Origin of the sequence: Allochromatium tepidum (assembly GCF_018409545.1) — a bacterium.
In the GTDB taxonomy this organism is placed as follows: domain Bacteria; phylum Pseudomonadota; class Gammaproteobacteria; order Chromatiales; family Chromatiaceae; genus Thermochromatium; species Thermochromatium tepidum_A.
The window spans coordinates 2077691-2104519 of the sequence record NZ_AP024563.1 but is presented as its reverse complement, the minus strand read 5'-3'; the positions used below and the strand labels follow the sequence as shown (position 1 = coordinate 2104519).

At 57.4% G+C, this 26829-nt stretch carries 23 protein-coding genes; all 23 read left to right on the top strand.

Annotated elements, in window-relative coordinates:
• The first annotated feature begins 1 nt into the window (after position 1).
• The 23 genes from Atep_RS10155 (at position 2) to trpA (ending at position 26762) form a co-directional block, all read left to right on the top strand.
• Entirely contained in the window at positions 2 to 1288 is a 1287-nt protein-coding gene (locus tag Atep_RS10155) for a hypothetical protein (protein WP_213378426.1), read from the top strand.
• Positions 1281 to 2549: a hypothetical protein gene (locus Atep_RS10150; protein WP_213378425.1), complete on the top strand. Its 1269-nt coding sequence runs from the start codon at positions 1281 to 1283 to the stop codon at positions 2547 to 2549. Before Atep_RS10155 ends, Atep_RS10150 begins: the two co-directional genes overlap by 8 nt.
• The gene (locus Atep_RS10145) at positions 2546 to 3859 is read left to right on the top strand and encodes a glycosyltransferase family 4 protein (protein WP_213378424.1); all 1314 of its coding nucleotides are present in this window, start codon (positions 2546 to 2548) and stop codon (positions 3857 to 3859) included. Before Atep_RS10150 ends, Atep_RS10145 begins: the two co-directional genes overlap by 4 nt.
• 7 nt (positions 3860 to 3866) lie before the next feature.
• On the top strand, positions 3867 to 5102 hold the full coding sequence (locus Atep_RS10140; RefSeq protein ID WP_213378423.1) for a radical SAM protein: 1236 nt from the start codon (positions 3867 to 3869) through the stop codon (positions 5100 to 5102).
• Positions 5103 to 5337: 235 nt separating this feature from the next.
• Positions 5338 to 6270 carry an FkbM family methyltransferase gene (locus Atep_RS10135; RefSeq protein ID WP_213378422.1) on the top strand — a complete coding sequence of 311 codons (933 nt, stop codon included), beginning with the start codon at positions 5338 to 5340 and terminating at the stop codon, positions 6268 to 6270.
• A gap of 20 nt (positions 6271 to 6290) precedes the next feature.
• Positions 6291 to 7028 (top strand): SDR family oxidoreductase, encoded by a 738-nt coding sequence (locus Atep_RS10130; protein ID WP_213378421.1) that lies wholly within the window; start codon positions 6291 to 6293, stop codon positions 7026 to 7028.
• Positions 7028 to 8476, top strand: coding sequence for a B12-binding domain-containing radical SAM protein (locus Atep_RS10125; protein ID WP_213378420.1), 1449 nt, complete (start codon positions 7028 to 7030; stop codon positions 8474 to 8476). Before Atep_RS10130 ends, Atep_RS10125 begins: the two co-directional genes overlap by 1 nt.
• Positions 8473 to 9240, top strand: a complete 768-nt coding sequence (locus tag Atep_RS10120; RefSeq protein ID WP_213378419.1) for an FkbM family methyltransferase — start codon at positions 8473 to 8475, stop codon at positions 9238 to 9240. The genes Atep_RS10125 and Atep_RS10120 overlap by 4 nt, the downstream gene beginning before the upstream one ends.
• Positions 9230 to 10396 (top strand): class I SAM-dependent methyltransferase, encoded by a 1167-nt coding sequence (locus tag Atep_RS10115; RefSeq protein ID WP_213378418.1) that lies wholly within the window; start codon positions 9230 to 9232, stop codon positions 10394 to 10396. Before Atep_RS10120 ends, Atep_RS10115 begins: the two co-directional genes overlap by 11 nt.
• A gap of 21 nt (positions 10397 to 10417) precedes the next feature.
• Positions 10418 to 11194 carry a cephalosporin hydroxylase family protein gene (locus Atep_RS10110; protein WP_213378417.1) on the top strand — a complete coding sequence of 259 codons (777 nt, stop codon included), beginning with the start codon at positions 10418 to 10420 and terminating at the stop codon, positions 11192 to 11194.
• A gap of 47 nt (positions 11195 to 11241) precedes the next feature.
• Positions 11242 to 13122 carry an O-linked N-acetylglucosamine transferase, SPINDLY family protein gene (locus Atep_RS10105; RefSeq protein WP_213378416.1) on the top strand — a complete coding sequence of 627 codons (1881 nt, stop codon included), beginning with the start codon at positions 11242 to 11244 and terminating at the stop codon, positions 13120 to 13122.
• Between the two features lie 144 nt (positions 13123 to 13266).
• A complete protein-coding gene (locus Atep_RS10100; RefSeq protein ID WP_213378415.1) occupies positions 13267 to 13761 on the top strand; it encodes a glycosyl-4,4'-diaponeurosporenoate acyltransferase CrtO family protein in 495 nt (164 codons plus the stop codon).
• Positions 13762 to 13815: 54 nt separating this feature from the next.
• Positions 13816 to 15219 (top strand): 3-isopropylmalate dehydratase large subunit, encoded by a 1404-nt coding sequence (gene leuC, locus Atep_RS10095; RefSeq protein WP_213378414.1) that lies wholly within the window; start codon positions 13816 to 13818, stop codon positions 15217 to 15219.
• Positions 15219 to 15866 (top strand): 3-isopropylmalate dehydratase small subunit, encoded by a 648-nt coding sequence (leuD, locus tag Atep_RS10090; protein WP_213378413.1) that lies wholly within the window; start codon positions 15219 to 15221, stop codon positions 15864 to 15866. The genes leuC and leuD overlap by 1 nt, the downstream gene beginning before the upstream one ends.
• Before the next feature lie 31 nt (positions 15867 to 15897).
• On the top strand, positions 15898 to 16755 hold the full coding sequence (locus Atep_RS10085) for a NotI family restriction endonuclease (RefSeq protein ID WP_213378412.1): 858 nt from the start codon (positions 15898 to 15900) through the stop codon (positions 16753 to 16755).
• 9 nt (positions 16756 to 16764) lie between these two features.
• On the top strand, positions 16765 to 17727 hold the full coding sequence (locus tag Atep_RS10080; protein WP_213378411.1) for a DNA adenine methylase: 963 nt from the start codon (positions 16765 to 16767) through the stop codon (positions 17725 to 17727).
• Positions 17724 to 18803: a 3-isopropylmalate dehydrogenase gene (leuB, locus tag Atep_RS10075; protein WP_213378410.1), complete on the top strand. Its 1080-nt coding sequence runs from the start codon at positions 17724 to 17726 to the stop codon at positions 18801 to 18803. Before Atep_RS10080 ends, leuB begins: the two co-directional genes overlap by 4 nt.
• Positions 18804 to 19026: 223 nt before the next feature.
• Positions 19027 to 20142, top strand: coding sequence for an aspartate-semialdehyde dehydrogenase (gene asd, locus Atep_RS10070; protein WP_213378409.1), 1116 nt, complete (start codon positions 19027 to 19029; stop codon positions 20140 to 20142).
• A 61-nt stretch (positions 20143 to 20203) separates the two neighbouring features.
• Positions 20204 to 23191: a motility hub landmark protein FimV gene (locus tag Atep_RS10065; RefSeq protein ID WP_213378408.1), complete on the top strand. Its 2988-nt coding sequence runs from the start codon at positions 20204 to 20206 to the stop codon at positions 23189 to 23191.
• A 63-nt stretch (positions 23192 to 23254) separates the two neighbouring features.
• A complete protein-coding gene (truA, locus tag Atep_RS10060) occupies positions 23255 to 24061 on the top strand; it encodes a tRNA pseudouridine(38-40) synthase TruA (protein ID WP_213378407.1) in 807 nt (268 codons plus the stop codon).
• Positions 24062 to 24092: 31 nt separating this feature from the next.
• A complete protein-coding gene (locus Atep_RS10055) occupies positions 24093 to 24737 on the top strand; it encodes a phosphoribosylanthranilate isomerase (protein ID WP_213381533.1) in 645 nt (214 codons plus the stop codon).
• Positions 24706 to 25956 (top strand): tryptophan synthase subunit beta, encoded by a 1251-nt coding sequence (gene trpB / locus Atep_RS10050; protein WP_213378406.1) that lies wholly within the window; start codon positions 24706 to 24708, stop codon positions 25954 to 25956. The genes Atep_RS10055 and trpB overlap by 32 nt, the downstream gene beginning before the upstream one ends.
• Entirely contained in the window at positions 25953 to 26762 is an 810-nt protein-coding gene (trpA, locus tag Atep_RS10045; RefSeq protein WP_213378405.1) for a tryptophan synthase subunit alpha, read from the top strand. Before trpB ends, trpA begins: the two co-directional genes overlap by 4 nt.
• The last annotated feature ends 67 nt before the right edge of the window (positions 26763 to 26829 follow it).

The following is a 26829-nucleotide window of genomic DNA, read 5'->3' as shown; positions in this document are numbered from 1 at the left end:
CATGGACTGGGATCGGGCGCGTCTGCACACCGCCTTCGGTACGCGCGATGTGTGGATCTGGGGCGCCATGATCGTGGGCCAAGGGGTTTGCCGCGCCCTGCAGCGTGCGGGCCTGACGGTCGCCGGTTTCATCGATTCCAGTCCGGCGATGCAGGGACAGACGGCGCTCGGCTATCCGGTTTGCGCGCCCGAGAGCGTGCTGGATCGCGCGCGCGATGGACATGCCTTCATCGTCATCGGTTCCGGACATCACGATCAGGTCATCGAGGACCGCTGTCGTGCGCATGGCCTGACCGCTGAGCGCGATTATCTGTCCTCACGCCGGCTCAACGACATCGATCCCAGTGTCGACGTCTCAGGCCTGTGCAATCTGCACTGCATCTCGTGCCCGCAAGGCAATCTCAGCGACCGACCGCCGACCGGTTTCATGGGGCTGGACGCCTATAAAGCGATCCTGCGTAAGCTGCTCGACGAGTTACCGTTTCTGGGAAGCGTCCAGCTCTATGCCTGGGGCGAGCCCTTGTTGAATCGCCGACTGCCCGACATGATCGCGGCGACTCGTGAGGCACGGGTATTGAGCGCGATTTCGACCAATCTGAAGAGCGCGCGCGATCTGGAGGCCGTGGTGGCCGCCCGCCCCGACTGGATCAAGGTCTCGGCGTCCGGCTATGGTGCAAGCTATGCCGTCGGTCACACCGGCGGGGATTGGGAGCGGTTTCTCGCCAATCTGCACCGGCTCTCGCGGCTGCGCGCGCGTCATCATCCTGAGCTACAGATCGTTCTCAACTACCATCTCTACCGCCACAGTCTTGGCGAGAGCTATCGTGCGATGCGCGCGTTGTGCGATGAACTCGGATTTATCTTTCGGCCCAACATGGCCTATCTCTACTCGCTCGACAACGTGCTCGACTATGTCGAGGGTCGACCGCTCTCGCCCGAGGCCGAGCGCACACTGGAACTGATGCTGCTCGACATCGACAGCGGATTGGAGCGCGCCCGCCGGCGTCGGCATCTGCCCTGTCCTGAGGAGCGCTGTCTGCCCATCAACTGGGATGGACGGGTGCGCTTCTGTGGGGTCTATTTCAAGCCGTTCATCGCGGATGATTTTCTGGCCACGCCCTTGAGTGAGATCCTGGCCCGTCGACAGGGCAGCGAGTTTTGTCGGCGCTGCATGAGTCATGGATTGCATCACTACACAGCGGTGTATCTGGAAGAGCGCATCCTTGAGGATGGTCTTCCGGCCGGCGTCGAGTCGGATCAGCGCACGGATGTCGACGCCGATGACTGATGCGGCTCACATCCTGGAGCCGGTGCGTCGAATCGCCGCCGAGCGACCCATCTGGATCTGGGGGGCCGGCAATCAGGGGCGCGGGATCGGCTCGGTGTTGCGGAAACAGGGGATCGAGCTGAGCGGATTCGTCGATCAGGCGGCCGAGCGGTTGGCGTCGCAGGTCATGGGACTGCCTGTGCGGCTGCCGGCCGCTGTGCTTGATGCCGCGCCCCCCCAGCCGCGCCCTTTCGTGATCATCGCCTCCTGGTTCTTCGAGGCCGAGATCGCCGATCGGCTTCAGGCGGCTGGATTCGTCGAGTCGGAGGACTTCATCGGCTATGCGCGCCTCAAGCCGGTGGATTACTCGGTCGATATCGTCGGCGTGTGCAATCTCAAGTGTCTGGCGTGTCCGCGCGCCAGCCGCGCGCCCGGTCCGGGCAAACAGGGACTGATGCCGCTCGCCACCTTTCGCGCCGTGCTGGACAAGATCCTGACTGAAAGCCCCTTCGTCGGTAATCTCCAGCTCTATCAATGGGGCGAGCCGGTATTGCATCCGCAACTGCCCGAGATCATCGAATACGCCCGCGAGCGTGGAGTCTTGTGCGCCATTTCGAGCAATCTCAACGCTGACGCGGACTATGCCCGCATCGTTGCGGCACGTCCCGAATGGCTGCGGATCTCGGCTTCGGGCTGGGGCGATGACTATGAGATCGCGCATACGCGCGGGCACTGGCCGCGCTTTATCGCCCATCTGCGTGAGGTTGCGCGTCTGCGCCGTGCGCTTCATCCGTCGATGAAGATCGAGTTGTATTACCATCTTTATCGGCATAGTTTGGGCGAAGGGCTGGAGCGGTTTCGGGAGCTATGTGAGGAACTGGGGCTGGAACTGCGACCGATTCCGGCGTATCTGATCTCGCTCGACGATGTGTTGGGCTATTGTGAGGGGCGTTCCCTGCCCGAGCCGGCACGGCAGGCGGCTGAACGCTTGGTGGTGAGTCTGGATGACGGGCTTGCTGCAGCGTACCAGCAACGGCATTTGGCCTGTGATGTGCTGCGGTGCGTCAATATCAACTGGGATACCTCGGTCAGTCAGTGCATGCTCTACTACGACAGTGCCGATAACAGCGTGGCGCCGAATTATCTCGATGTTTCGCTGGAGCAGATTCAGGCGCGGCGTCATCGCGCCGAGCTCTGCCGGCGTTGCAGCCGATTTGGGCTGCATCGGTATTGCGCGTCCTATGCGCAGATGGCACCGAACAGCGGGGTGAGTGCGCCGTGAATATTCGGGTTCTGCATCTTGCGCCTCACTACGGCGGCGGTGTCGGCACCGTGGTTCGCGCTCTGATCGCTGAGAGCCGGCGTCTTGGTGGTTATACGCATCGTCTGGCTTGCCTCGAAGCCGCAAGTGAGGCCACGCGCGCTTGGGCCGGCCGGCTTGGGGTCGGGTTGGCGGATCGGCTGCATTGGGATGATGAAGCGCTCAAGCAGGCGTTGAGCGATACGGATCTGGTCCATCTGCATTGGTGGCATCATCCGTTGCTCAACGCCATGATGCATCGCTGGGATTTGCCGCCGTTTCGTTGTGTGCTCTGGACACATGTCAACGGACATCATCCGCCGCAGAATTTTCCGCCTGGACTGATCGATTATCCGGATCTGCTGGTTTTGGCGACGTCCTGGAGCCTGAAGGCACCGGTCTTGGCCGAGGCGGTGACCCGGGGGCGGGATATCCTGGTCGTGCGTAGCAGTGCGGGTATTCCGAAGATGCCTCCGCGTGTCGAGCGGGGTGATGGTCCGGTGCGGGTTGGCTATGTCGGCACGGTCGATCCGATCAAGATGCATCCGGATTTTATCCGGCTGTGTCTGGAGGCGGATGTTCCGGGGCGTATCGTTGTGGCGGGCGGTCCCTGTCATGAGGATTTGCGCGCTGCCGCCAAGGCCGTCGGAGCCGAGGATCGCTTCGAGATTCTAGGGCCGATCGACGATGTTCCGGCGTTGATGAGTCGTCTGGACGTCTTGGCCTATCCGCTCAATTCGCAGCATTACGGGACCGGGGAACAGGTTTTGCTCGAGGCAGTGGCGGCTGGAGTGATGCCTGTAGTGTTTGGCACGGAGAATGAGCGGGAGACACTGGATCTGTTGGGGTGCGGTCTGATGGCCGACACTGAAGAGCAGTTTGTCGCTTTGCTCCGTCAGATTACGACTGATACGACGATCTTGCGCCGCGAATACAGGCGTTGCGCAGCGCTATCAGATAGCGAATTGGACCTTGATAAAATCACGACAGCTTGGCATCGGATTTACGATCAGGTATTTGAATCTCCATCTAAACCGCACCGCATTTGCGGCATTGACCATCCCAACCCCCACCCGCATGAATTACTGCTTGCGTCCTGCCAAGGCACCAAGCTCGCTGATTTCTATTCGCGGCTCATGAAGCATGCCACCTTCGATGAAGAAGATTGGCGGGACATCCCCATGGGGTATCTTGCCAAGACACGCGGCTCCTGTTTCCATTACGAAAAATTTTACGATGATCCGGCGTTGAAGCAGATCGCAGCCGCATTCAAGTCGAGGCTCGCAAGGTAAATTACTGATGAATATTCATGCGTTGGCGGCCATGTCGCGGAATCGCCCCGTTTACTGCTGGGGCGCGGGTCGCTATGGTGTCATGGCAATGGATGCACTTCGCCGGCATGGAGTCGGCATTACAGGATTCATCGATAAAACAATTCGGTCTTCTCGTGACGATACGAACAAGATTTTAGCGCCTGAAGCTATTGGCTCACCCGCTGACGGCTTTGTTGTTGTCACGAGCATGTTTTTTGAGCATGAAATAGAAAGCACTCTGCTGGCCAAGGGATATAAGAACGAACGCGATTATGTGCTTTATTCCGATCTCAAACGCTGGAGTTTCGAAATCGATGTCTCCGGGGTTTGTCAGCTAAAGTGCCCAACCTGTCCAAATGGAAATTTTACAGGCCATAAACTTTCACAAACGATGATGAGTTTTGCACTGTATCGTCAAATTCTGGACAAGCTGATCACTGAAGTGGATTTTCTTCCTGATGTGCAGCTTTATTCATGGGGGGAGCCGCTACTCAATCCTTCTTTGCCGGATATCGTTGCCTATTCAGCTGATCAGGGAGTGGCCGTTGGAATTTCATCGAATCTGAACGACATCAGACATCTTGAACGCACCGTTCAGGCAAAGCCTGACTGGTTTCGAGTTTCTCTGTCCGGAACTGGCAATCAATACAGCCTGACCCACAGAGGAGGAAATTGGGATAAAGTTGCATCCAACATGGAGCAGCTCGCCAGACTGCGAGACTTGTACCATCCGGAAATGATCATCGAAGTCAATTATCATTTTTACCGAAACAACGAAAAAAATCTTGATGAGATTGCAGCGATTTGCGAAAGAAATGGATTTTTACTCAAACCCAATGCGGCCTACATTGATCCGCTTGACACACTCATTGACTATGCCGAGGGAAAGCCGCTCCCAGACAGCATGCTTGAAATTGCGCAGAGCCTCATACTGGATATCGACGCTGTAATTCAGGACTGCCGCCTGAGTCCCTCGGATAGTTGTGTGCGTGAAAATACGATCGTAATTCACAGTGACGGCACTATTCGCCAGTGTCCACATGTATTCGGAAATCAATATAAACTAGAAAAAAAAATCTTTGAATCATCTATTTTTGATATTGAACAAATTTTTTCGAAGCGCGACCTGTGCGCGCGATGCAAGTCTTTGGGTATGAATAATTTTTATACCCACTTTCTTTCCTGCACAAATCAGAAAACCCAAAGTTTTAGCTTAGCTTAACAACTGCGGAGACAAATAAAAATGAGAAATAAATGGACTCATAAAATTCTTGATTCATTAAATAAAGCCGCCACCAACTCATCTTTATCTTCACTTGTATCAGAATATCAAGGATGCCCATTTATAATTTATGGAGCCGGCCCGGCTGGCCGATGCACATGCGATATTTTGTTAAATTTTGGCGTAAGACCAGAATGTATATTAGACACAAACGCAAATAGTCTTCCAAGTGATTATGCCGGCATCCCAATCTTTTTTAAAACAGCAAAATTTATCAGATTCACTGAAACGCATAGCTATAGTTTTAGTCTGCGTAATTCAAGGCAGTGCAACACATAATGTCATCAAAAAAAATCTTTTGCGTGAAGGGTTCTTTAAAATTATTCCTTGGTCACAAAAAGCTTTTTCCCCAGACGCGATGAAGGAATTAAAATGCATTGAGCCGAAATTAGAAGATTATCGAGAATTAATTTTATCTTGCGCTGAAATATTTGAAGACGATTTGAGTCGTAAAATTTATTCAAATGTAATGACGGCTTGCATTTTAAGGAAGTTTGACGGGCTTACTTTTATTGATTCTGAAGAACAGTATTTCCCTTTAGACATTGAAATGACGAAAGGCTATCGATCCTTCATGGATTGCGGGGCTTTTTGTGGTGATACACTTGAAAATCTTGTTAAAAAAAATCTCACCCCCAAGATTTATATTGCATTTGAGCCAGACTGGCGAAACTTCTTAAAAATTACGCAACTGATTGAGAAATTTAATATCGATAAAGCGTTATTATTTCCTTGCGCATTATCGCGTAACACTATGCCGCTTCGCTTTACGCTTGATCAAGTGCATAGCGGTGCCGGCAGTTCAATTGATCCTAACGGTGAGTATTTAGTGCAATGCGTCGCCATTGATGAATGCCTAAAAGGAATCGAACCAACTTTTATTAAAATCGATATTGAGGGCAACGAAATCGAAGCATTGATTGGCGCAAAAAAAACTATTGTGCACTATCGTCCGGATATTGCTGTGGCTATCTATCATTACGCCGATCATTATTTTAAGATACCCAATTTATTACATCGCTGGAATCTCGGATATCGATTTCATATACGCACCTATGATTATTTTGGAAACGAAACAATTCTTTATGCAACCTGCCCTTCACACTAAAGCGCAAAGACAGAATTAAAATGGATTACGCATTAATAACCGGATCCAGTAACGGACTTGGCTACTGCATTGCAGAAACATTTTCCCGGCATGGTATTGCTCCAATTTTGACTGGACGTAATCCAAAGTCACTTGACATTGCAGCGCAATCTATTCAAAAAATTTCAGGATTGACACCAATCAGCTTTGCTGGAAATTTGACTGATGAATATGCACCGGCAGATTTATACCAATTTGTTTGCGATCAAGGAGTCATTCCGCGCTATATTATTCATAACCTTGGCGGTGGAATTCAAGGTGATTGCAAAAACCCACCGCTCTGCGTGCTGCGCAAATCTTTTCGGCTCAATTTTGAAGTTTCCGTTGAAATCAACTCTATTTTTTATGACGATCTAAAAAAAACGTCCGCTAAAATTGTACATATCGGCTCGACTTCATCATTGCACCATGATGCCCCGCCAAGTTATTTGACGAGCAAATCGGCCATTGTGCCTTACGTAAAAAACGCCGCCCGATCCTTTGCTAAAGATGGACTAACTATATTCGCAGTTTTACCAGGCATGTTGGACCATCCTGGAAGCTATGTCGATCGTTTAAGGATTGGTGATCCTGATCGGCATGATAGATTTCTCGAAAAAATGACGTATGGTCAATTTGTGCCATCCATTGAAGTTGCGCACTATATAGTTTCACTATGCCTAGTCGATAGCAATATGATCAACGGCTCGATTATCACAATTGATGGAGGGGTTGACTGATGATGGATGTCATTTTGGTATCTTCTTACCAACCCGGATCAGTAACCCGCATCGATATTGCACCGCCTTTATCTATTCTGCTGTTGATGGGAGCGCTAGAGCAAGCAGGTTATCGCTCGCGTATGATCGACCTGAATCTTTACAAACCAAGCTCTTGCGAGGATGAAGACGCTTTTTACATCAAAATCATTGCATCGGAAATCAAAAGCAAGCAAACATTGGTCGGCTTCTCATGCTTGACAACCGGACATTTTCCTTTTTTCAAAAAGGCCGCATCTTATCTTAAATTAAACTTTCCAACTATTCGCGTTGCAATTGGTGGATGCCATTCTTCACTTTTTGGAAGCGATATACTTTACCATTGCCCTGAAATCGATTATGTGGGAATTGGCGAAAGTGAAGAACAAATTGTAGAACTGGTATCGACCCTCGACAAAAATTGGAATTCATCTGACTTTGATATTCAGGCATTTGGATGGCGCGATACGGCCGGCAATATTCATCTGCGTGAAAGAGAAATTTTCAACAAAGATCTGGATGCAATCTATCATCCTTCCTGGCATTCGGTTAATTTCGAAAAATATTATCGCGACCATTCACAATGGCACAATCCGAAACAGCATGACATCAAGGTTTCTATACCAATTCAAACTTCGCGCAGCTGCCCGTTTTCATGTAGCTTCTGCTCATCTATCGAAGTAAATGGTCGAGGTTATAGACGACGCTCTGCAAATTCAGTTGTGGACGAAATACAGCTTCACGTTGAACAATTTGGGCATCGTTATTTTGGATTCGTAGATGACAATCTAACGGTATCAAAACGGCACATTTTATCCATAATGAACGAAATTGTTCGTCGCGATCTTGATATTCAGTTCGAATCATTTAGCGGCTATCATATTGCAACGCTGGACGAAGAGGTCATAACAGCACTCGTTGAGGCCGGCTGCGTTTACACGCTCATGCCAATCGAGCATGGAAACGAGCGAATGCGCAATCAGATCATTGGCAAAAAATTATCGACAGAAAAGATTTATGAAGTAGTAGAGAATTATCGAAAATTCGAAGTTCTAATTCGAGCCGTTTTTATTATGGGATTCCCTGAGGATACACATGATACCCTGATGGATACGTTAGAAATGATCCGAAGACTGAAAGTTGATTTGGTCGATGTCTTTACACTCATCCCATACCCCGGCACTAAAGTTTTCGAGCAAGCTATGCGGGATGATTTGTTTATCAACAAAATTGATCAAAAAGAATTATGGTCCGGGCACTATACCCTAAACAATCAATCAAGCACTTTTTATTTGAAGCCATATTCGTTGTCACTGAACGACTTATGGCAATGGAGAAAAACTTTTGATACGTTAAGCGAAGATCATTTAAACAACTGGAAAGCCACAAAAAATTCACGTCTCAATAAAATACGGAGCGCGCTCAGTTGAGTATTTTTTATGAAGAAAAAGAAAAAGAAATCTTTGATCGCCAATTTTTTTTGATCGAAGCATTAGGCATCGATTCGCCTTTGATTTTTGATGTTGGTGCCAACATTGGACAAAGCGTTGATCGTTACAGCAAAGCCAAACCAGAATCAATCATTCACTGCTTTGAGCCGAACCCCTATGCATTTGAAAAATTGGTTCTGCATTGCAAAAACCGCAATCATGTCAAATTAGTCAATTCGGCTCTTTCCGATCACTATGGATCCACTCGTTTTTATGCCACTCAACGCACTGAGCTCAGCTCATTGCTGCGCCCTGAATCATGGTTAAGTGCTTTAAGCAGTGATGAAAAATATAAATTCGACGAGTTGTTTATATCCTGTATAACTCTCGACCAATATTGTCAGGATTTAGGAATTGAGTGGATTGATATTCTAAAAATTGATGTTCAAGGTGCTGAGCCAAAAGTGCTTCAAGGAGGGGTGAAGCTTCTCAGTAGCAACCGCATTGGATTGATTTATTTGGAGGTCATACTGGCTGAAACTTATATCAATCAAGCAACGCTAGCGCAATTGCTGGAAACACTGGGAGCTTACCATTATCGTTTATGGGATCTAGTACCTTTCACTTACACCAGCGCCGGCGCCGCCTGGACAGCTAACGCATTATTTATATGCCCGCAGTGGGCAAAACAAGTTGAGGAAAAATTCCGTCGCTCAATTTCAGAAAATAAATCTGATCAAAAACAGCATAACCATGACTCTTGATCGTTCTTGTCCTATCTGCTCAGCAGAGGAAAGATTTTTACTGCGCTCACTTGATTATGCGCTATTTGATGACCTGCCGTTTTCAGGCACTACAGCGCTTGTGAGCTGCAAAAAATGCGGTATGGTCTTTAGTCAACTTGAAGGAGGGGCAGACGCATTAAATACATACTATCAATCGAACAATCATTATTTTTTCTCGCAGACTCCCGGGTCCGGCGGGATAACCGAGATTGACCAGCGGCGTTATTTTCGTTTGTTTGAACTTTTGCGCCTTGAGCAAGAAAAAACGAAAACAATTCTGGATTTCGGATGCGGAAAAGGCGGCTGGCTTGCATGGCTTAATCAGATTGGATTCTCATCATTAATTGGCATTGAGGCATCTGTTGCCTGCCGCCAAATGATTGGGAATTATGATTCAGTTGAAATCTATAGCAACACAGGCGCTTTACCAGAAGATCAGGCGCCAGAGATTATTACCTTCAGCCATGTTCTTGAGCATCTTCATGATCCGTTGCTTGAACTCAAAACATTAATTTTCAAATCTCCCAAAAACGCTATTTTTTTTATCGAGGTTCCTAACGCACAGGCCATGCTGAAAAAAGCAAATCCGTGGCCTGATTTGTTTTTTGAACATATCAATCACTTTGACGAATTTTCTCTTAAGAATTTGGTTTGGCGTGCAGGTCTTGAAATTATTCAGTCTGGTAGCTGGGCCTTCGATCCACTGAATGATAAAGGCGACGAATGCTTGTATTTGATCTGTCGCCAGGGAAGTTATAATCAAAAAAAACGGCTTTTCTCACGCTTGTCTTCTTGGCCGCTCCAACTGGCTGCCGCACTGGAACACCGACCACTTTCTGAATCATTTATGTTATCTCTTGATTTAAGACGTCCACTTGCACTATGGGGCTGTTCGCAGTACTCAATGCTCGTACTCGGCATGCACCCCGAAGTCCGCATGCGCATTCACCGATTATTCGATACATCGCCAGCCAAGATCGGTCGTGACATTGATGGGGTAAAGATCCAGCATTCATCACAGCTACGTTACCTCAACAAGGATTACGCGCTGTTGTTGCCTCGCTCAGACTATCTTGACTCTATGCTCAAGGAAATTTCAAATACAGACATCCAGCTTGACACATTCATTTTCTGAACAACAACCGGCATCCATACTATGATTGATGATCGCGATATTTTTCTTGCTGAGCGGCAGAGGCGTGTCAAAAGCTACCAGCACAATAGCGTCTTGCTGGATGCAAGCAAGCAGTTTATGAGCGAGACGTTACGCACAAAATATTCTTATCAGTTCGACTGGTTAGGTCTTCCGATCATTCAATATCCACAAGATATCGTCATTATGCAGGAGCTGATCTGGTCAGTACGGCCAGATCTGATCATCGAAACTGGAATTGCGCGCGGCGGTTCTTTGATTTTCAGTGCATCGATGCTCGCTTTGCTGGATTTAAGTGAGAATATCGCGGACAATCGTGCCACAATTCACCCCAGGCGAAAAGTGATAGGCGTAGACATTGATATCCGCCCCCATAATCGATGCGCGATTGAAAAAAACCCACTTTCTTCTTACGTCGAAATGATTGAGGGTTCAAGCATTGATTTCGATATAGTCGAACAGGTCAGGTTGCTGACTAAAGACTACCATCGACCAATGGTCTTCCTCGACTCGAACCATACCCATAATCACGTTTTAGCCGAACTTGAAGCATATGCGCCATTGGTTGGAGTTGGCTCATACTGCATCGTATTTGACACCCTGATTGAAGACTATCCATCTGCCACTTTCGCGGATCGCCCCTGGCACGCAGGCAACAGCCCTAAAAGCGCCGTCAATGAGTTCCTCCGCACCAACTCGAACTTTCAGATTGACTCTTTCGTCCAGGACAAAATTTTAGTTACGGCAGCCAAAGACGGATTTTTGAAGCGCTTAAAATAACAACCCTCCCCTCATTTGTCTTGACGTCACCTTACAGAATTCACACCATGAATCCCTTGCTCAAATCGCGCAAGATAATAATCATGAAGCTCATGGCAAACCAGGAATATTCCAATGCCGAATCTGCGGCACGCCGTTTTATTGAGCTGTATCCCGATGAGGTTTTTGGATGGAAAATAGCTGGCGCCGCATGCTTTTATTTGGGGCGCTATCAAGAGGCTCGGGATTTTTTGCTTAAAGCCGTTGCCTTCAATAGTCGTGATCCGGAAATCTTCAGTACATTAGGAAATGCATTGTTTTATCAGGGACACATTAAGGATGCCTTGAGATGTTTTGAGCGTTCTTTGGAGATTGATGCCGATCACAGTCCAGCCCTAAATGGAAAAGGTTTGTGTTTGATGGGCCTGGGACTTGATCGTGCTGAAGAGGCAAGAAAATGCTTTGAGCGCGCATTGAACGCCAATCAAAGTCAACCTGAAATTTATTGCAATCTAGGTGCGCTCCTTAGTCAGCTGGGTCAGCTGGATGAGGCTGTTGATCTGCAAAGAAAATCGCTCGAACTAAATCCAACATACGCTGAGGCTTACAGTAATCTGGGACATGCTTTGCAAGATCTTGGAAGAGTCGATGAAGCGCTCAATGCGCTTGAAAAAGCCACTCAGGTCAACCCGCATTCGGCAATGCTTTTTTCAAATCGATTATATGCACTGAACTACCATCCAGACAAAACGGCTGAGGATATTTTCAAATCCTATCAAGAATTTGATCGCTTGTTCGGTTTGCCGCATCGCGCCAGTTGGATTCCGCACACCAATGACCGAGATCCAGAACGGCGTTTGCGCATTGGCTATGTGTCAGCTGACTTTGGTTCGCATGTGATCGGTTATCACTTAGAGCCTCTTCTGGCCAATCATAGTCGCGAACAATTTGAGATTACGGCTTACACTGAGCGCGTTGGGTCCGATGGATGGACAGCACGCTATCGACGACTGATTGATCACTGGGTTCCAACAAAGGAATTGACGGATGAGGTCATGGCTGAACGCATCCGTTCCGATGGCATCGACATTCTGATTGATCTGGCTGGACACACGTCTGGAAATCGTCTGGGTGTGTTTGCCCGCCGCCCGGCTCCGGTCGCCGTGACCTGGATGGGTTATGGTTATACAACTGGCCTGAGTGCGATCGATTATTTCCTCACCGATGCGGTCATGACGCCTCCAGGCAGTGAGCATCTGTTTGCTGAGCAGATTTGGTATGTAGATTGTCCGGTCGGGACATATCGACCGGCACCAGACATGGGTGAGGTTGGGCCATTACCTGCGCTCACAAACGGAACAGTGACCTTCGGCACTCTTACACGCGGCATTCGAATTAATCATCGGGTCATTCGAGTTTGGTCAGACATCCTGCAGCGACTTCCAGGTTCACGTCTCATCGTTGATAACAAATCATTTGTCACCGAAACGGCGCAAGCACGTCTAGCTGAGCAATTTGCTGCGCACGGCATCGAGCGCGAGCGACTTATTATCGGTTACCACAGTCCGCCGTGGGATGTGCTGCGTAGTACCGATATCAGTTTGGACTGCTTTCCGCATAATTCCGGTACAACCCTGGTCGAATCGTTATACATGGGTGTTCCCTTTATCACCCTGGCTGCACGCCCCAGTGTTGGGCGTTCGGGCAGTACCGCACTCATTGCGGTTGGACACCCGGAATGGATCGCAATCACCGAAGCGGAATATGTGGATAAGGCCATCGCCTTGGCAAGCGATATTGAGCGCCTAGCGACGATTCGTGCTGGACTGCGTGCTGAATTCGAGGCCAGTCCCTGGCGCGACGAGGCTGGTTTTACCCGACGTGTCGAACAAGCTTATCGGGAAATGTGGCGCCGTTGGTGCGCGACGGCACCCCAAAATGACACTTGAAAACTCAACAACCACCAGCTATAGCCACTGCATTTGTTAACCAAACATGGATTAAAAGCAAAACTGAAAATTTTACCTCCGGCCTTAGCCGCAACGCTGGGATCTGGATGAAGTGCGGCGTGTGCGTGGCGCGGACCTGACGATATGACTTTTCTCGATGTCCTGGGCATCATCGCGTTGTGCGCCGCGCTCTGGGCCGTCTTTCACCTGATCGCGGGCTATGTGGCGCAGCGCCTGCCGCTGGACTGGCTGGTGGGCTGGCCGATCATCGGCGCAAGCTATGCCTGGGAGCGCGGCGGGCGCTGCTATGAATGGCTGGGCATCCGGGTGTGGAAGGATCATTTGCCCGAAGCCGGCGGCCTGTTGCGCAACGGCTTTTCCAAGCGCCGACTCGCCTCCGCTGAGCCGGACTATCTCGACCGCTTCGCGCGCGAGACCAGCCGCGCCGAGTTCGGACACTGGCTGACCTGGGCGCTGGCACTGACCTTCTTTCTCTGGACGCCCGCATGGATGGGCCTGTTCATGGTCGTCTATGGCGGCCTAGTCAATGTGCCCTTCATCCTGATCCAGCGCTACAACCGCGCCCGACTGCGCCGCTTCATCGCCCGCTCGGTGCGTCGATCCGCGCGCGCCGATTGAGTTTGACGCGCGTCGCGACTATCCTAACGGATTCATTTTTCTTGAGGTAGGGCCATGGTCGCCAAGACCCTCTACGACAAACTCTGGGACGAGCATGTCGTCCGTGTCGACGATACGGGCACGGCACTGCTCTACATCGATCGTCAGCTGATCCACGAAGTCACCTCGCCGCAGGCGTTCGAAGGGCTGCGTCTGGCCGGGCGCCGGCCGTGGCGCGTCAGCGCCAACCTGGCGGTGCCGGACCACAACGTTCCCACCACCGACCGCGCCGCCGGCATCGCCGATCCGGTCTCGCGCCTCCAGGTCGAGACGCTCGGCACCAACTGCCAGACCTTCGGCATCACCGAACTGAGCATGGGCGACAAGCGTCAGGGCGTGGTGCATGTGGTCGGCCCCGAACAGGGCTTCACCCTGCCGGGCACCACGGTCGTCTGCGGCGACTCGCACACCGCCACCCACGGCGCCTTCGGCGCGCTGGCCTTCGGCATCGGCACCTCCGAGGTCGAGCATGTGCTGGCCACCCAGACCCTGATCCAGCGCAAGTCCAAGTCGATGCTGATCAGCGTCGACGGCCGGCTCGGCGCCGGCGTCACAGCCAAAGACATCGTGCTCGCCATCATCGGCGAGATCGGCACCGCCGGCGGTACGGGCTATGTGATCGAGTTCGGCGGCGAAGCCATTCGCGCGCTGTCGATGGAAGGCCGCATGACCGTCTGCAACATGGCGATCGAGGCCGGCGCGCGTGCCGGTCTGATCGGCGTCGACGAGAAGACCGTCGACTACATGCGCGGCCGTCCGCTCGCGCCCGAGGGCGAACTCTTCGAGCGCGCCGCCGCCCACTGGCGCACCCTGGTCAGCGACGCGGGCGCGCAGTTCGATCGCGTGCTCCACATCGACGCCGCGAGCCTCAAGCCGCAAGTCACCTGGGGCACCTCGCCCGAGATGGTGCTGCCGGTCGACGGTCGCGTGCCCGATCCGGCCGCCGAGTCCGATCCGGTCAAGGCCAACGGCATCCGGCGCGCACTCGACTACATGGGCCTGACCGCCGGCACCCCGATCAGCGAGATCCGTCCGGACAAGGTCTTCATCGGCTCCTGCACCAACTCGCGTATCGAGGATCTGCGCGCGGCGGCTGAGATCGTCAAGGGGCGCAAGGTCGCCGACTCGATCAAGCTGGCGATGGTCGTGCCCGGCTCGGGTCTGGTCAAGGAACAGGCCGAGGCCGAGGGGCTGGACAAGATCTTCGTCGCGGCCGGATTCGAATGGCGCGAGCCGGGCTGCTCCATGTGTCTGGCGATGAACGCCGACCGCCTGGAGCCGGGTGAGCGCTGCGCCTCGACCTCCAACCGCAACTTCGAGGGTCGGCAGGGGCAGGGCGGTCGCACCCATCTGGTCAGTCCGGCCATGGCCGCCGCCGCCGCCGTGACCGGTCGTTTCGTCGACGTGAGGACGCTCTGATGCAGGCTTTCGCGAATTTCACCGGCGTCGTCGCCCCCCTCGATCGGGCCAATGTCGACACCGACGCCATCATCCCCAAGCAGTTCCTGAAGAGCATCAAGCGCAGCGGCTTCGGTCCCTACCTGTTCGACGAGTGGCGTTATCTCGATCACGGCGAGCCGGACATGGACTGCACCAACCGTCCGCGCAACCCCGAGTTCGTGCTCAACGACGCGCGCTACCAGAGCGCCGAGATCCTGCTCACGCGCGAGAACTTCGGCTGCGGCTCCTCGCGCGAGCACGCGCCCTGGGCACTGACCGATTTCGGCATCCGCGTCATCCTGGCACCGAGCTTCGCCGACATCTTCTTCAACAACTGCTTCAAGAACGGTCTGCTGCCGATCCGGCTCGACGCGGCCGTGATCGGCGGGCTGTTCGCCAAGGCGACGGGCGCCGAGCCGCTGCGCATCGCCGTCGATCTGCCGGCCCAGACCCTGACCCTGAGTGACGGTCAGGTCATCGCCTTCGAGGTCGAGGCGGGCAGCAAACATCGCCTGATCGAGGGGCTGGACGACATCGGCCTGACCCTGCAGGAAGCCGACACCATCCGCGCCTACGAAGAACGCCGCCGCGCCGAAGCGCCCTGGCTGTTCGCGATCGGCAACTGATCCGGCTGTGCGACGGACGCCACGACATCCGTTGGCTGAAGTCTTCGGTCATTCACCGGACGACTTCAGCGAAAGGGCACAGCGATTCCGTCGGAACAAGCTGTGTCCTTTCAATAACAAGGTGCCGAGTTGCACTAAGGACAAGGCGAAGGATCCGTTGGGCGTCTGTAGCATTCACACCAAGGATGGGCCGGTCATCACCTGCCCGATCCGCTTCAGGGAGGACTGGCGGATTGCGGATGATGCCGCCGCGTTCTTTTTTTCCGATGAAGCTTCATGGACGTCGTTGACCGAAGTGAGATTGCCGGATCGGGATGGAAAGTCGGCAGGCAATATCGATCTGGTTCTGGTGGCCTACGATCAGGCCGGCAAGGTGTACGATTTCGGGTCGCTGGAGATTCAGGCCGTCTATATTTCCGGCAATGTCAGAGACCCTTTCGCGCGCTATATGTCGGATTGCCGAAATCATGCCGATATGGATTGGAGTCGCGAGCCGAATTATCCTCGCCCGGATTTTCTGTCGTCGTCGAGAAAGCGGCTTGCACCACAGTTGCTGTTCAAAGGCAGTATTCTTCACAACTGGAAGAAAAAGATGGCGGTCGCCATCGATCGTCAATTCTTCAATACATTGCCCAATCTTCAGTCTTCCGATCGAAACGAGGCTGAAGTCGCTTGGCTGATCTACGATCTCGTCTTCGATCAAGACGCATCGAGATACGTTTTGCGACAAACGGAGATCGTGTATACGCTGTTTTCTGATGCGCTGACCCGGATCACGCTGCCGAATGTCGGTTGCATCGACGATTTCATGCGTCGCTTACAGGAAAAAGTCGACGAGAAACTGGAATCTCCGCCGACCAATGCCGTCATCGATACCCCGTTAGGTTAGCCGCTCATCATGATTCAGCAGTCGCTTTTCGGAGAAGTCGATGACCGTCCAAGGATGGTCAATGTCGCCTCCGTTCCGCAGCGCAGTCCGTTCCGGTATCCGGGCGGCAAGACTTGGTTCGTGCCGCGTTTGCGCGACTGGCTTCGTCATCAGCCGTACCGTCCGGCGCTGTTGGTCGAGCCCTTCACCGGCGGCGGGATCGTGTCGCTGACGGTGGCCTTCGAGCAGCTCGCCGACAGGGTGCTGATGATCGAATTGGATGAGGATGTCGCGGCGGTCTGGCAGTCGATCCAGGATGGTGAAGCTGACTGGCTGGCGGAGCGGATTCTGGCGTTCGAGATGTCGCTGGAAAACGTCACCGATACTCTGGCTCAGGAGCCGACGAGCACCCGCGAACGTGCTTTCAGGACGATTCTCCGCAATCGAACATTGCACGGCGGCATTCTGGCACCCGGCTCCAGATTCATCAAGCGCGGTGAATCCGGAAAAGGCATCGGATCGCGCTGGTATCCGACCACGCTGGCCAAACGTCTGCGCGACATCGATCAAATTCGCGAGCATTTGCGTTTTGAACAGGGCGATGCACTAGCCGTACTCGAACACTATCGCGATGATCCGAACGTTGTCTTTTTCATCGACCCGCCCTATACGGCGGGCGGAAAAAAAGCCGGTCAGCGTTTATATCGACACTTCGAGTTGGACCATCAGACCCTGTTCGAACGATGCGCCCAACTCAAGGGCGATTTCATCATGACCTATGACCATGCGGAAGAGGTCAAGGCACTGGCGCGGCAATACGGTTTCGTCGCCAAGCCGATTCCGATGAAAAATACCCATCATGCGCCCATGACCGAACTCGTCATTGGGCGTAACCTGGATTGGATGGTCGACATCCGATCCATTGCTGATCAGCCTGCGCGTTATGGCCTGGCGCCACGCGCACTCTCGCACGCATTGGAGAATAACCATTGAGTAAGAAGATTCTGGTTCTCGCCGGTGACGGCATCGGTCCCGAGATCGTCGCCGAGGCGGTGAAGGTGCTCAACGCACTCAAGGCCGAGGGCGCCATCGACGTGACGCTCGAAGAGGCGCTGGTCGGCGGCGCGGCCTACGATGCTTTCGGCGATCCGCTGCCGGAAGAGACGCTCGCCGCCGCCAAGGCGTCCGATGCGGTACTGCTCGGCGCGGTCGGCGGCCCGAAGTGGGAGCCGCTGCACATCTCCAAGCGCCCCGAGAAGGGCCTGCTGGGTCTGCGGGCGGGCCTGGGCCTGTTCGCCAACCTGCGTCCCGCCGTGCTCTATCCGCAACTGGCCGCCGCCTCCACGCTCAAGCCCGAGATCGTCTCCGGGCTGGACATCATGATCGTGCGTGAACTCACGGGCGACATCTATTTCGGCCAGCCGCGCGGCGTCGAGACCCTGCCCTCGGGCGAGCGTCGCGGCATCAACACCATGGTCTACACCGAGTCCGAGGTCGAGCGCATCTGTCGCGTCGCCTTCGACATCGCCATGAAGCGCGGCAAGAAGGTCTGCTCGGTCGACAAGGCCAACGTACTCGAGTGCACCGAGATGTGGCGCGAGGTCGCGACCAAGACCGCCGCCGACTATCCCGAACTCGAACTCAGCCACATGTACGTCGACAACGCCGCCATGCAGCTCGTGCGCGCGCCCAAGCAGTTCGACGTCATGGTCACGGGCAACATCTTCGGCGACATCCTCTCCGACTGCGCCGCCATGCTCACCGGCTCGATCGGCATGTTACCCTCGGCCTCGCTCAACGAGCACGGCCAGGGCATGTACGAACCGATCCACGGCTCGGCCCCCGACATCGCCGGCCGCGGCGTGGCCAATCCGCTCGCCACCATCCTGTCGGTCGCCATGATGCTGCGTTACTCGCTCGGCGCACCCGAAGCGGCCGACCGCATCGACGCCGCCGTCTCCAAGGTGCTCGACCAGGGCCTGCGTACCGCCGACATCATGTCCGAAGGCATGCGTCAGGTCGGCACCGCCGAGATGGGTAACGCCGTGGTCGCCGCGCTGTCGGCCTGAGTGATCGCAAGAGACCCAGCGCACGTCATCCCGTGATGACGGCCACGAGCGGATCGGGTGGCGGCTGGCGGGGGTGTCGACGGCATGGATGTCGTCGTCAAGCCTCCAGGGATGGATTCACGGCGTCCCCCGACAGCCGTCACCCGATCCGCGCCCCAAGGTCATGAGTCGTGCGTAACGAATACAGTTCGAATAACGCTTTAAAGTTTGGCGAGGCATAAAGATGAAGCGGGTTGGTTTCGTCGGTTGGCGCGGCATGGTGGGCTCGGTCCTGATGGAGCGAATGCGCGCCGAGAACGACTTCGCGCGCATCGCGGAGCCGGTCTTCTTCACCACCTCCCAGGTCGGTCAACCCGGCCCGGACGTCGGCCGGGGCACCTCGCCCCTGCTCGATGCCGAGTCGCTCGACGCCCTGCGCGAGATGGACGCCATCGTCACCTGTCAGGGCGGCGACTACACCAAGTCGATCCATCCGCGCCTGCGCGCCTGCGGCTGGAACGGCTACTGGATCGACGCCGCCTCGTCGCTACGCATGGAGCCGGACGCCACCATCGTCCTCGACCCGGTCAACCGCCCGGTGATCGACGCCGCCCTGGACGCCGGAAAGCGCGACTTCATCGGCGGCAACTGCACCGTGAGCCTGATGCTGATGGCCATCGGCGGACTCTTCCGCGAGGGTCTGGTCGAATGGGTCAGCGCCATGACCTATCAGGCCGCCTCGGGCGCCGGCGCGAAGAATATGCGCGAGCTGCTGGCCCAGATGGGCGCGCTGCACGGCTCGGTCGCCTCGCTCCTGGCCGATCCGGCCTCGGCGATCCTCGACATCGACCGGCGCGTGACCGACACTCTGCGCGACCCCGGATTCCCCACCGAGAGCTTCGGCGTCCCGCTCGCCGGCAGCCTCATCCCCTGGATCGACACCCAACTCGACAACGGCCAGAGTCGCGAGGAGTGGAAAGGACAGGCCGAGACGAATAGAATCCTTGGCCGGACCGACCAACCGATCCCGGTCGACGGACTCTGTGTACGTGTCGGTGCCATGCGCTGCCACAGTCAGGGGCTGACCATCAAGCTCAACCGCGATGTCGCCCTGAGCGAGATCGAGTCCCTGATCGCGAGCGCCAACGACTGGGTGCGCGTGGTGCCGAACGATCGCGCGGCCACGATGCGTGACTTGTCACCCGCTGCCGTGACCGGCTCACTCCATGTTCCGGTCGGACGCTTGAGAACGATGAATCTTGGGAGCCGCTATCTGTCGGCCTTCACCGTCGGCGATCAGCTGCTCTGGGGCGCGGCCGAACCCTTGAGGCGCATGCTGACGATCCTGCCGGATTGCTGATCGGGGTGTCGGGCGCGGTTCGTGTGGATGTCTTTCACTGCCTGGAGCACGAGGGGGGAGGATGACTCGCAAGCTGATGTTGGCGTCCGCTATCGCCGCGGCCTTGACCGGCCATCCAGCCCTCGCGTTGGAACTGGGCGCCCTGCGCACCGACTCCGCGCTCAATCAGCCCTTCCAGGGCGAGATCGATCTCGGTGATGTCGGACCGAACGAGCTCGATACCCTGCACATCTCCATCGCCTCGCCCGAGGCCTTCGAGAAGGCCGGGATCGAGCGTTATTATTATCTGACCCAACTGCGCTTCACGCCCGAGGTGACGGCCGATGGCCGCACGCTGGTGCGCGTCTCCAGCCGCGATCCGGTGCGCGAGCCCTATCTGGATTTCCTGGTCGAGGCCGTTTGGCCTGCCGGACGTCTGGTCAAGGGCTACACCGTCCTGCTCGATCCCCCGACCCTGACCGAACGCCGTGCACCCAATGTCCAGGCCGCGCGTGCCTCAGCGGCAGCCGGCGGCCCGGATCGCGGTCTGCCGCCCGTGGCGAGCGGCTCGGGTGCCTATATCCCGGCCCCAGGCGAGGGTTTTCCGCTCTACATCGGCCCTGTGGGCGGCGGCGAGGGACTCTGGTCGCTGGCCCGTCGTCATGCCACGGCCGGCGCCACAGACGCCCAGACCGCGATGGCGCTCTACCGCTCCAACCAGGAGGCCTTCGTTCGGGGCGACATCAATCGTCTGATCGCCGGCAAGACGCTGGTCATCCCCTCACGCGCCGAACTCTTCGCGCTCGATGCCGAGGAGGCAAGGCGCGAACTCCAGGCGGCCCTGCAGGGGCGTCCCGCCCAGCGTGCGCCTCTCACCGACGTCACGCCCGAAATGCTCTCGCGCCTGCGTCTCGTGGGCGCGACTCCGGGAACGACCGGCGCAACGGCTCCCACGACGGCGCCGACTGCCGCTGGTGGAACAGGGGTGCAGTCGCCGGATGTCCTGCTGGCCATCGAAACGAGCGAGAGCGCGCGCCAGGAGGCGCTCGAACTGCGCAACCGCATCCAGGAACTTGAGACTCAGCTCGCCGACATCCAGTCCCTGCTGCAAGTGCGCAATGCCGAACTGGCCCGTGCCCAGTCGGTCGAGCCCCGGATGCCCGATGCCCAGCCCGAAGGACTGAAGACGGAACCCGAATCCGAGCTCGCCCTGGAGCCGATCGAGGCGCCCGGGCCGGTCGGGGTCTTGCCCGGAACCCCGGCGCAAGATACGTCTGAGACGCTCGAACCGGGACCGGCCGAGGCCCTCTCACCGATCGAGACCGAGCCATCCGATCTGCAATCGCTCCCGGCCGAGGAGTCGTTGGCGACGCGCGAGCCGGAACCGGGCATGGCGTCCGAGCCAATCCTCGAATCTCCAGCCGACCTCGAATCCGTGCCCGAGGCGGCGGAGTCGGGCACGGCGATCGGTCTGATTCCGGTGCCGACGCCAACACCGGTCGATTCCGAGACACAGGTCGCGCCGGAACCGACCGGGTCCGTTGCTTCGACCGAGCCGGACGAACCGACGTCCAAGCCGGCCCCCGTCGCTCCACCCAAGGAATCCGAGCCGGTCAGTGAGCCCAAGCCGGCACCCGACTCGACCTCGACCTGGCATTCACTGCTGTTGCCGCTGGCCGGACTCGCGGGCGTGACGGCGCTCGGCATCCTGCTCTTCTCGCTGTTGACGGCTCGCCGCCGCCGACAGGAGCAGGCGGCCCTTGAAGACGAAGAAGAAAACGATATCGAGTCGGAACTCGTGCTCGATCCCTTCGACGGCGCGTCCGATGCATCGGAGCCGAAGCCGACTCCAGCGTCGCTCGCCGCCGAATCGCCCGAAGCCGTCTCCCTGACCAAGGCCGAGCCGGCACCTCGTCCGCCCGCCCAGCCCGTCTCGGCGCCTGCCGTGCCGGATCTCGACGATATGAGCGAACAGCCCATGTCGGGCCTCACCGGCTTCGACGTCGAGACCGACGAGGCCGATGTGCTCTCCGAGGCCGACATCTATATTGCTTACGGTCGTTACCGCGAAGCGCAGGATCTGCTCAACAAGGAGCTCAAGCGCTATCCGCAACGGCTCGACATCAAATACAAGCTGGCCGAGGCACTCGCTGCCTCGGGCGAGGCCGGGGCATTGCGCGACCTGCTCGACGAGATCCGGTCTTCGGGTGGGGACACCGAAGAGCCCGCTCAGTGGGAGCGGATGCAGCGTCTACTGAGCGAACTCGTGCCGAACGCGCCCCTGGCTTCCGCCAGTCCCTCCCTCACGCCATCGGCCGTGTCGTCCGCCATGGGGCCGGCCGGTGCTGCCGCGGAGACGCCTGAGTCCGTGTCCGTGCCCGGACTGGAATCGCTGATCGAGGTCGGACCCGAGTCGGAGGACGACCTGCTGCTCGATCTGGGTATTTCCGAGCCGCTCGAGTTCGAGGATGTGGAGGCGAAGCCGTCGGATGATTCGCTGAAGCTGGAACTCGACTCCGGACCCATGCCGCCGTCCGTCGAGGAGATCGAGCAGGCGATCGAGTCGGACATCGATTCGATCCTGCCCTTGCCCGATGCGCTGGATCTCGATCTGGGTGTCCTTGGCGAGGCGCCCGCACCGGCCGATACGCCACCGGCCGCCGCGTCCCCGGCCGATGCCCTGGATCTGGGTCCGGATGTGCCGCCGCTCGATGAGAGTCTCGGCGACCCGGATCTACAGATCGATGGCCTGGACATCGGGGCTGAGCCCCGAACACCGCCGCCGGAGCCGCCGATGCTCGCCGGCGAGCCGTCGGACAAGTCCGAAGAGTCCCTGGATTCCGCGCTGTCGCCCGAGCAGGAGAGCGTGCCATCGGATCTGCTCTCCTCGCAGTGGCAGATCGACTCGGGCATCTGGGACGAGACGGCCACCAAGCTCGATCTGGCACGCGCCTATGTGGAGATGGACGACAAGGAGGCCGCGCGCGAGATCCTGGAGGAGGTCATGGCCGAGGGGCGTGAGGAGCAGCGCAACGAGGCCCGTGCCATGCTGGAGCGCCTGGGGCGATGAGGCGGGTGTCTCCGAGGATCAGGGCCGGTCGGTCGATTCCGGCCTTGCACGAGTGAAAGCCACTTGAGACCAGGTCGCATCGCCCTGGGTGTCGAGTACGACGGCACCCACTTCCACGGCTGGCAGACGCAATCCGGGGTGCGGACCGTGCAGTCCGAGCTGGAGGCGGCCGTCTCGCGGGTCGCGGATCATCCGGTGATCGTGCATTGTGCCGGACGCACCGACGCCGGCGTCCATGCGCTCGAACAGGTGGTGCATTTCGAGACCACGGCCACGCGCAGCGAGCGTTCCTGGGTGCTCGGGGCCAATGTCAATCTGCCGCCCGATGTCGGCGTGCGCTGGGCGCATCCGGTCGACGACGGCTTTCATGCGCGTTTCAGCGCTCAGGCCCGGCACTATCGCTACCAGATCCTGGCGCGGCGCACCCGCTCGCCGATCCAGCGCGATCGTGCCGTCTGGGTGCATGAAGCGCTGGATCTGGAACGGATGCGCGCCGCCGCCGTCGCGCTGGTCGGTGAGCATGACTTTTCGAGCTTCCGCGCGGTGGCCTGTCAGGCCAAGAGTCCGGTCCGGCGCGTGCTCTATCTGGATCTCAGCGAACGTGACGGGCTGATCACCCTGGCGATCGGCGCTAATGGCTTTTTGCATCACATGGTGCGCAACATCGCCGGGGTGCTGATGGCCATCGGGCGCGGTGAGGCGTCGGTCGACTGGACGCGCGAGCTGCTGGAGGTCCGCGACCGGCGACTCGGCGGCGTCACGGCACAGCCGCAGGGACTCTACTTCGTCCGCGCCGACTATCCGCCCGAGTTCGGTTTGCCGCAGAGCGAGCGCACGGATCCGCTACAGCGTTTGAAGAGTGCGATTTGATGCGATCGAGGAAGCATTGAAGTACGACATCATCTCGAGAACACGGGTCAAGATCTGCGGTTTGACGCGGGTCTCGGACATCGCCGCCGTCGTGGCGGCCGGAGCCGATGCGGTCGGCTTCGTCTTCCATCCGGCCAGTCCGCGTGCGGTCACGCCCGAGCAGGCTGCCGGACTGTGCCGGGCGCTGCCGCCCTTCGTCACCGCCGTCGGGCTGTTCGTCGATGCCTCGGTTGAGACCATCGAAGCGACCCTGGAACAGGTGCCGCTGGATCTGCTCCAGTTCCACGGCAATGAGTCGCCCGAATTCTGTGCCGGTTTCGGGCGGCGCTGGATCAAGGCGCTCAGGATGCGTCCGGGGATCGATCCGGCCGCCGAGCGCGAACGTTTCGCCGGGGCCGATGGTCTGTTGCTCGATGCCTATGAACCCGGACGCGCCGGTGGAACCGGCCAGTGCTTCGACTGGGCGCGCATCCCGCCAGACATTGCTCCCGAGATCCTGCTCGCCGGCGGTCTGACCCCGGAGAACGTGGCCGAGGCCATCGAGCGGGTGCGACCCTATGGGGTCGATGTCAGCGGCGGGGTCGAAGCCGCCAGGGGTCTCAAGGAACCGGAACTGATTTTCGCGTTTATGCAAGGGGTAAGAGATGGCGACCAACGCCGACACCAGCCAGGCTGAGCGCCTGGATCCAGGCCGCGCGACGGCCTACGACCTGCCGGATGCGACGGGACACTTCGGCCCCTATGGCGGGTTGTTCGTGCCCGAGACGCTGATGCATCCGCTGGAAGAACTGCGACTGGCCTATGAACGCTGCAAGGCCGATCCCAACTTCCAGGCCGAGATGGATGCGGATCTGCGCGACTATGTCGGCCGGCCTTCGCCGCTCTATCACGCCGAGCGCTGGAGCCGTGAGCTGGGCGGGGCGCAGATCTATCTCAAGCGTGAGGATCTCAACCACACGGGCGCGCACAAGGTCAACAACACCATCGGTCAGGCGCTGCTGGCCAAGCGCATGGGCAAGACGCGCATCATTGCCGAGACCGGCGCCGGTCAGCATGGTGTGGCGAGCGCCACGGTCGCCGCGCGGCTGGGGCTGGAGTGCGTGGTCTACATGGGCGAGGTCGATGTCGCCCGTCAGGAGGCCAACGTCTACCGGATGCGGCTGCTCGGCGCTAAGGTCGTGCCCGTGACCTCCGGTTCGCGCACCCTCAAGGATGCGCTCAACGAAGCCATGCGCGACTGGGTGACGAACATCGACGACACCTTCTACATCATCGGCACCGTCGCCGGGCCGCATCCCTATCCGATGATGGTGCGCGACTTCCAGACCGTGATCGGTCGCGAGGCGCGCGCCCAGATGCTGGAGCGCACCGGACGTCTGCCGGATGCGCTGGTGGCCTGTGTCGGCGGCGGCTCGAACGCCATCGGTCTGTTCCATCCCTTCATCGCGGACAGCGAAGTCGCTATCTATGGGGTCGAAGCGGGCGGGGAGGGCGTCGAGACCGGCCGGCACGCTGCGCCCCTGTGCGCCGGACGTCCGGGCGTGCTGCACGGCAACCGCACCTATCTGATGGAAGACGACAACGGCCAGATCATCGAGACCCATTCGATCTCGGCGGGGCTGGACTATCCGGGCGTCGGTCCCGAGCATGCGTGGCTCAAGGACAGCGGGCGTGCCCAGTACGTTTCGATCACCGATGACGAGGCGCTCGCCGCCTTCCATCATCTCACGCGCACCGAGGGCATCATCCCGGCGCTCGAATCGAGCCATGCGCTCGCCTATGCACACAAGCTCGCGCCCACCCTGCGTCCCGACCAGAGCATCCTGGTCAATCTCTCCGGTCGCGGAGACAAGGACATGCACACGGTCGCGCGTCACGACGGGTTGGTCCTATGAGCCGCATCGCACAGCGTTTCGAACAACTGAAGGCGCAGGGTCGTACCGCGCTCATTCCATTCGTCACCGCCGGCGATCCGGGGCCGGCGACCACGGCGCCGCTGATGCATGCCATGGTCGAGGCCGGCGCCGACATCATCGAACTGGGCGTGCCCTTCTCCGATCCCATGGCCGATGGTCCGGTGATTCAGCGTGCCACCGAGCGGGCGCTGGCTCAGGGCGTGCGGCTGGCCGACGTGCTGGAGATGGTGCGTGCGTTCCGCGAGCGCGACAGCGAGACGCCCGTGGTGCTCATGGGCTATCTCAATCCGATCGAGATCATGGGTTATGCCGCGTTCGCCGAGCGCGCTCAGGCCGCCGGGGTCGATGGCGCGCTCATCGTCGACGTGCCGCCCGAAGAGGGGCATGAGCTGGTGACGACGCTGAAAGCGCAGGGGCTGGATCTGGTCTATCTGCTGGCGCCGACCTCGACCGATGATCGAATCAAGCGTATCGGTGGCGTGGCTTCGGGCTTCGTCTATTACGTCTCGGTCAAGGGCGTGACCGGCGCGGCGAATCTCGACACGGCGGATGTGGCCGAGCATCTGGCGCGTATCCGGTCGGCGGTCGAGCTTCCGGTCGGGGTCGGATTCGGCATCCGCGATGCCGAGACCGCCGCGCGCGTGGCCGAGGTCGCCGATGCGGTGATCGTCGGCAGCGCCATCGTCGGGCGGATCGAGGCGCTCGCCGAGACGCCCGAGCGTATCCCCGAGACGGTGGCGGCCTTCCTGGCCGAGCTGCGCACGGCGATCGACGGCGCGCGCTGATCCGCGATCCACACTGCAACCAACGTCCAGAGCACACCAACGACGATGGAAGAATCCACCAAATCCA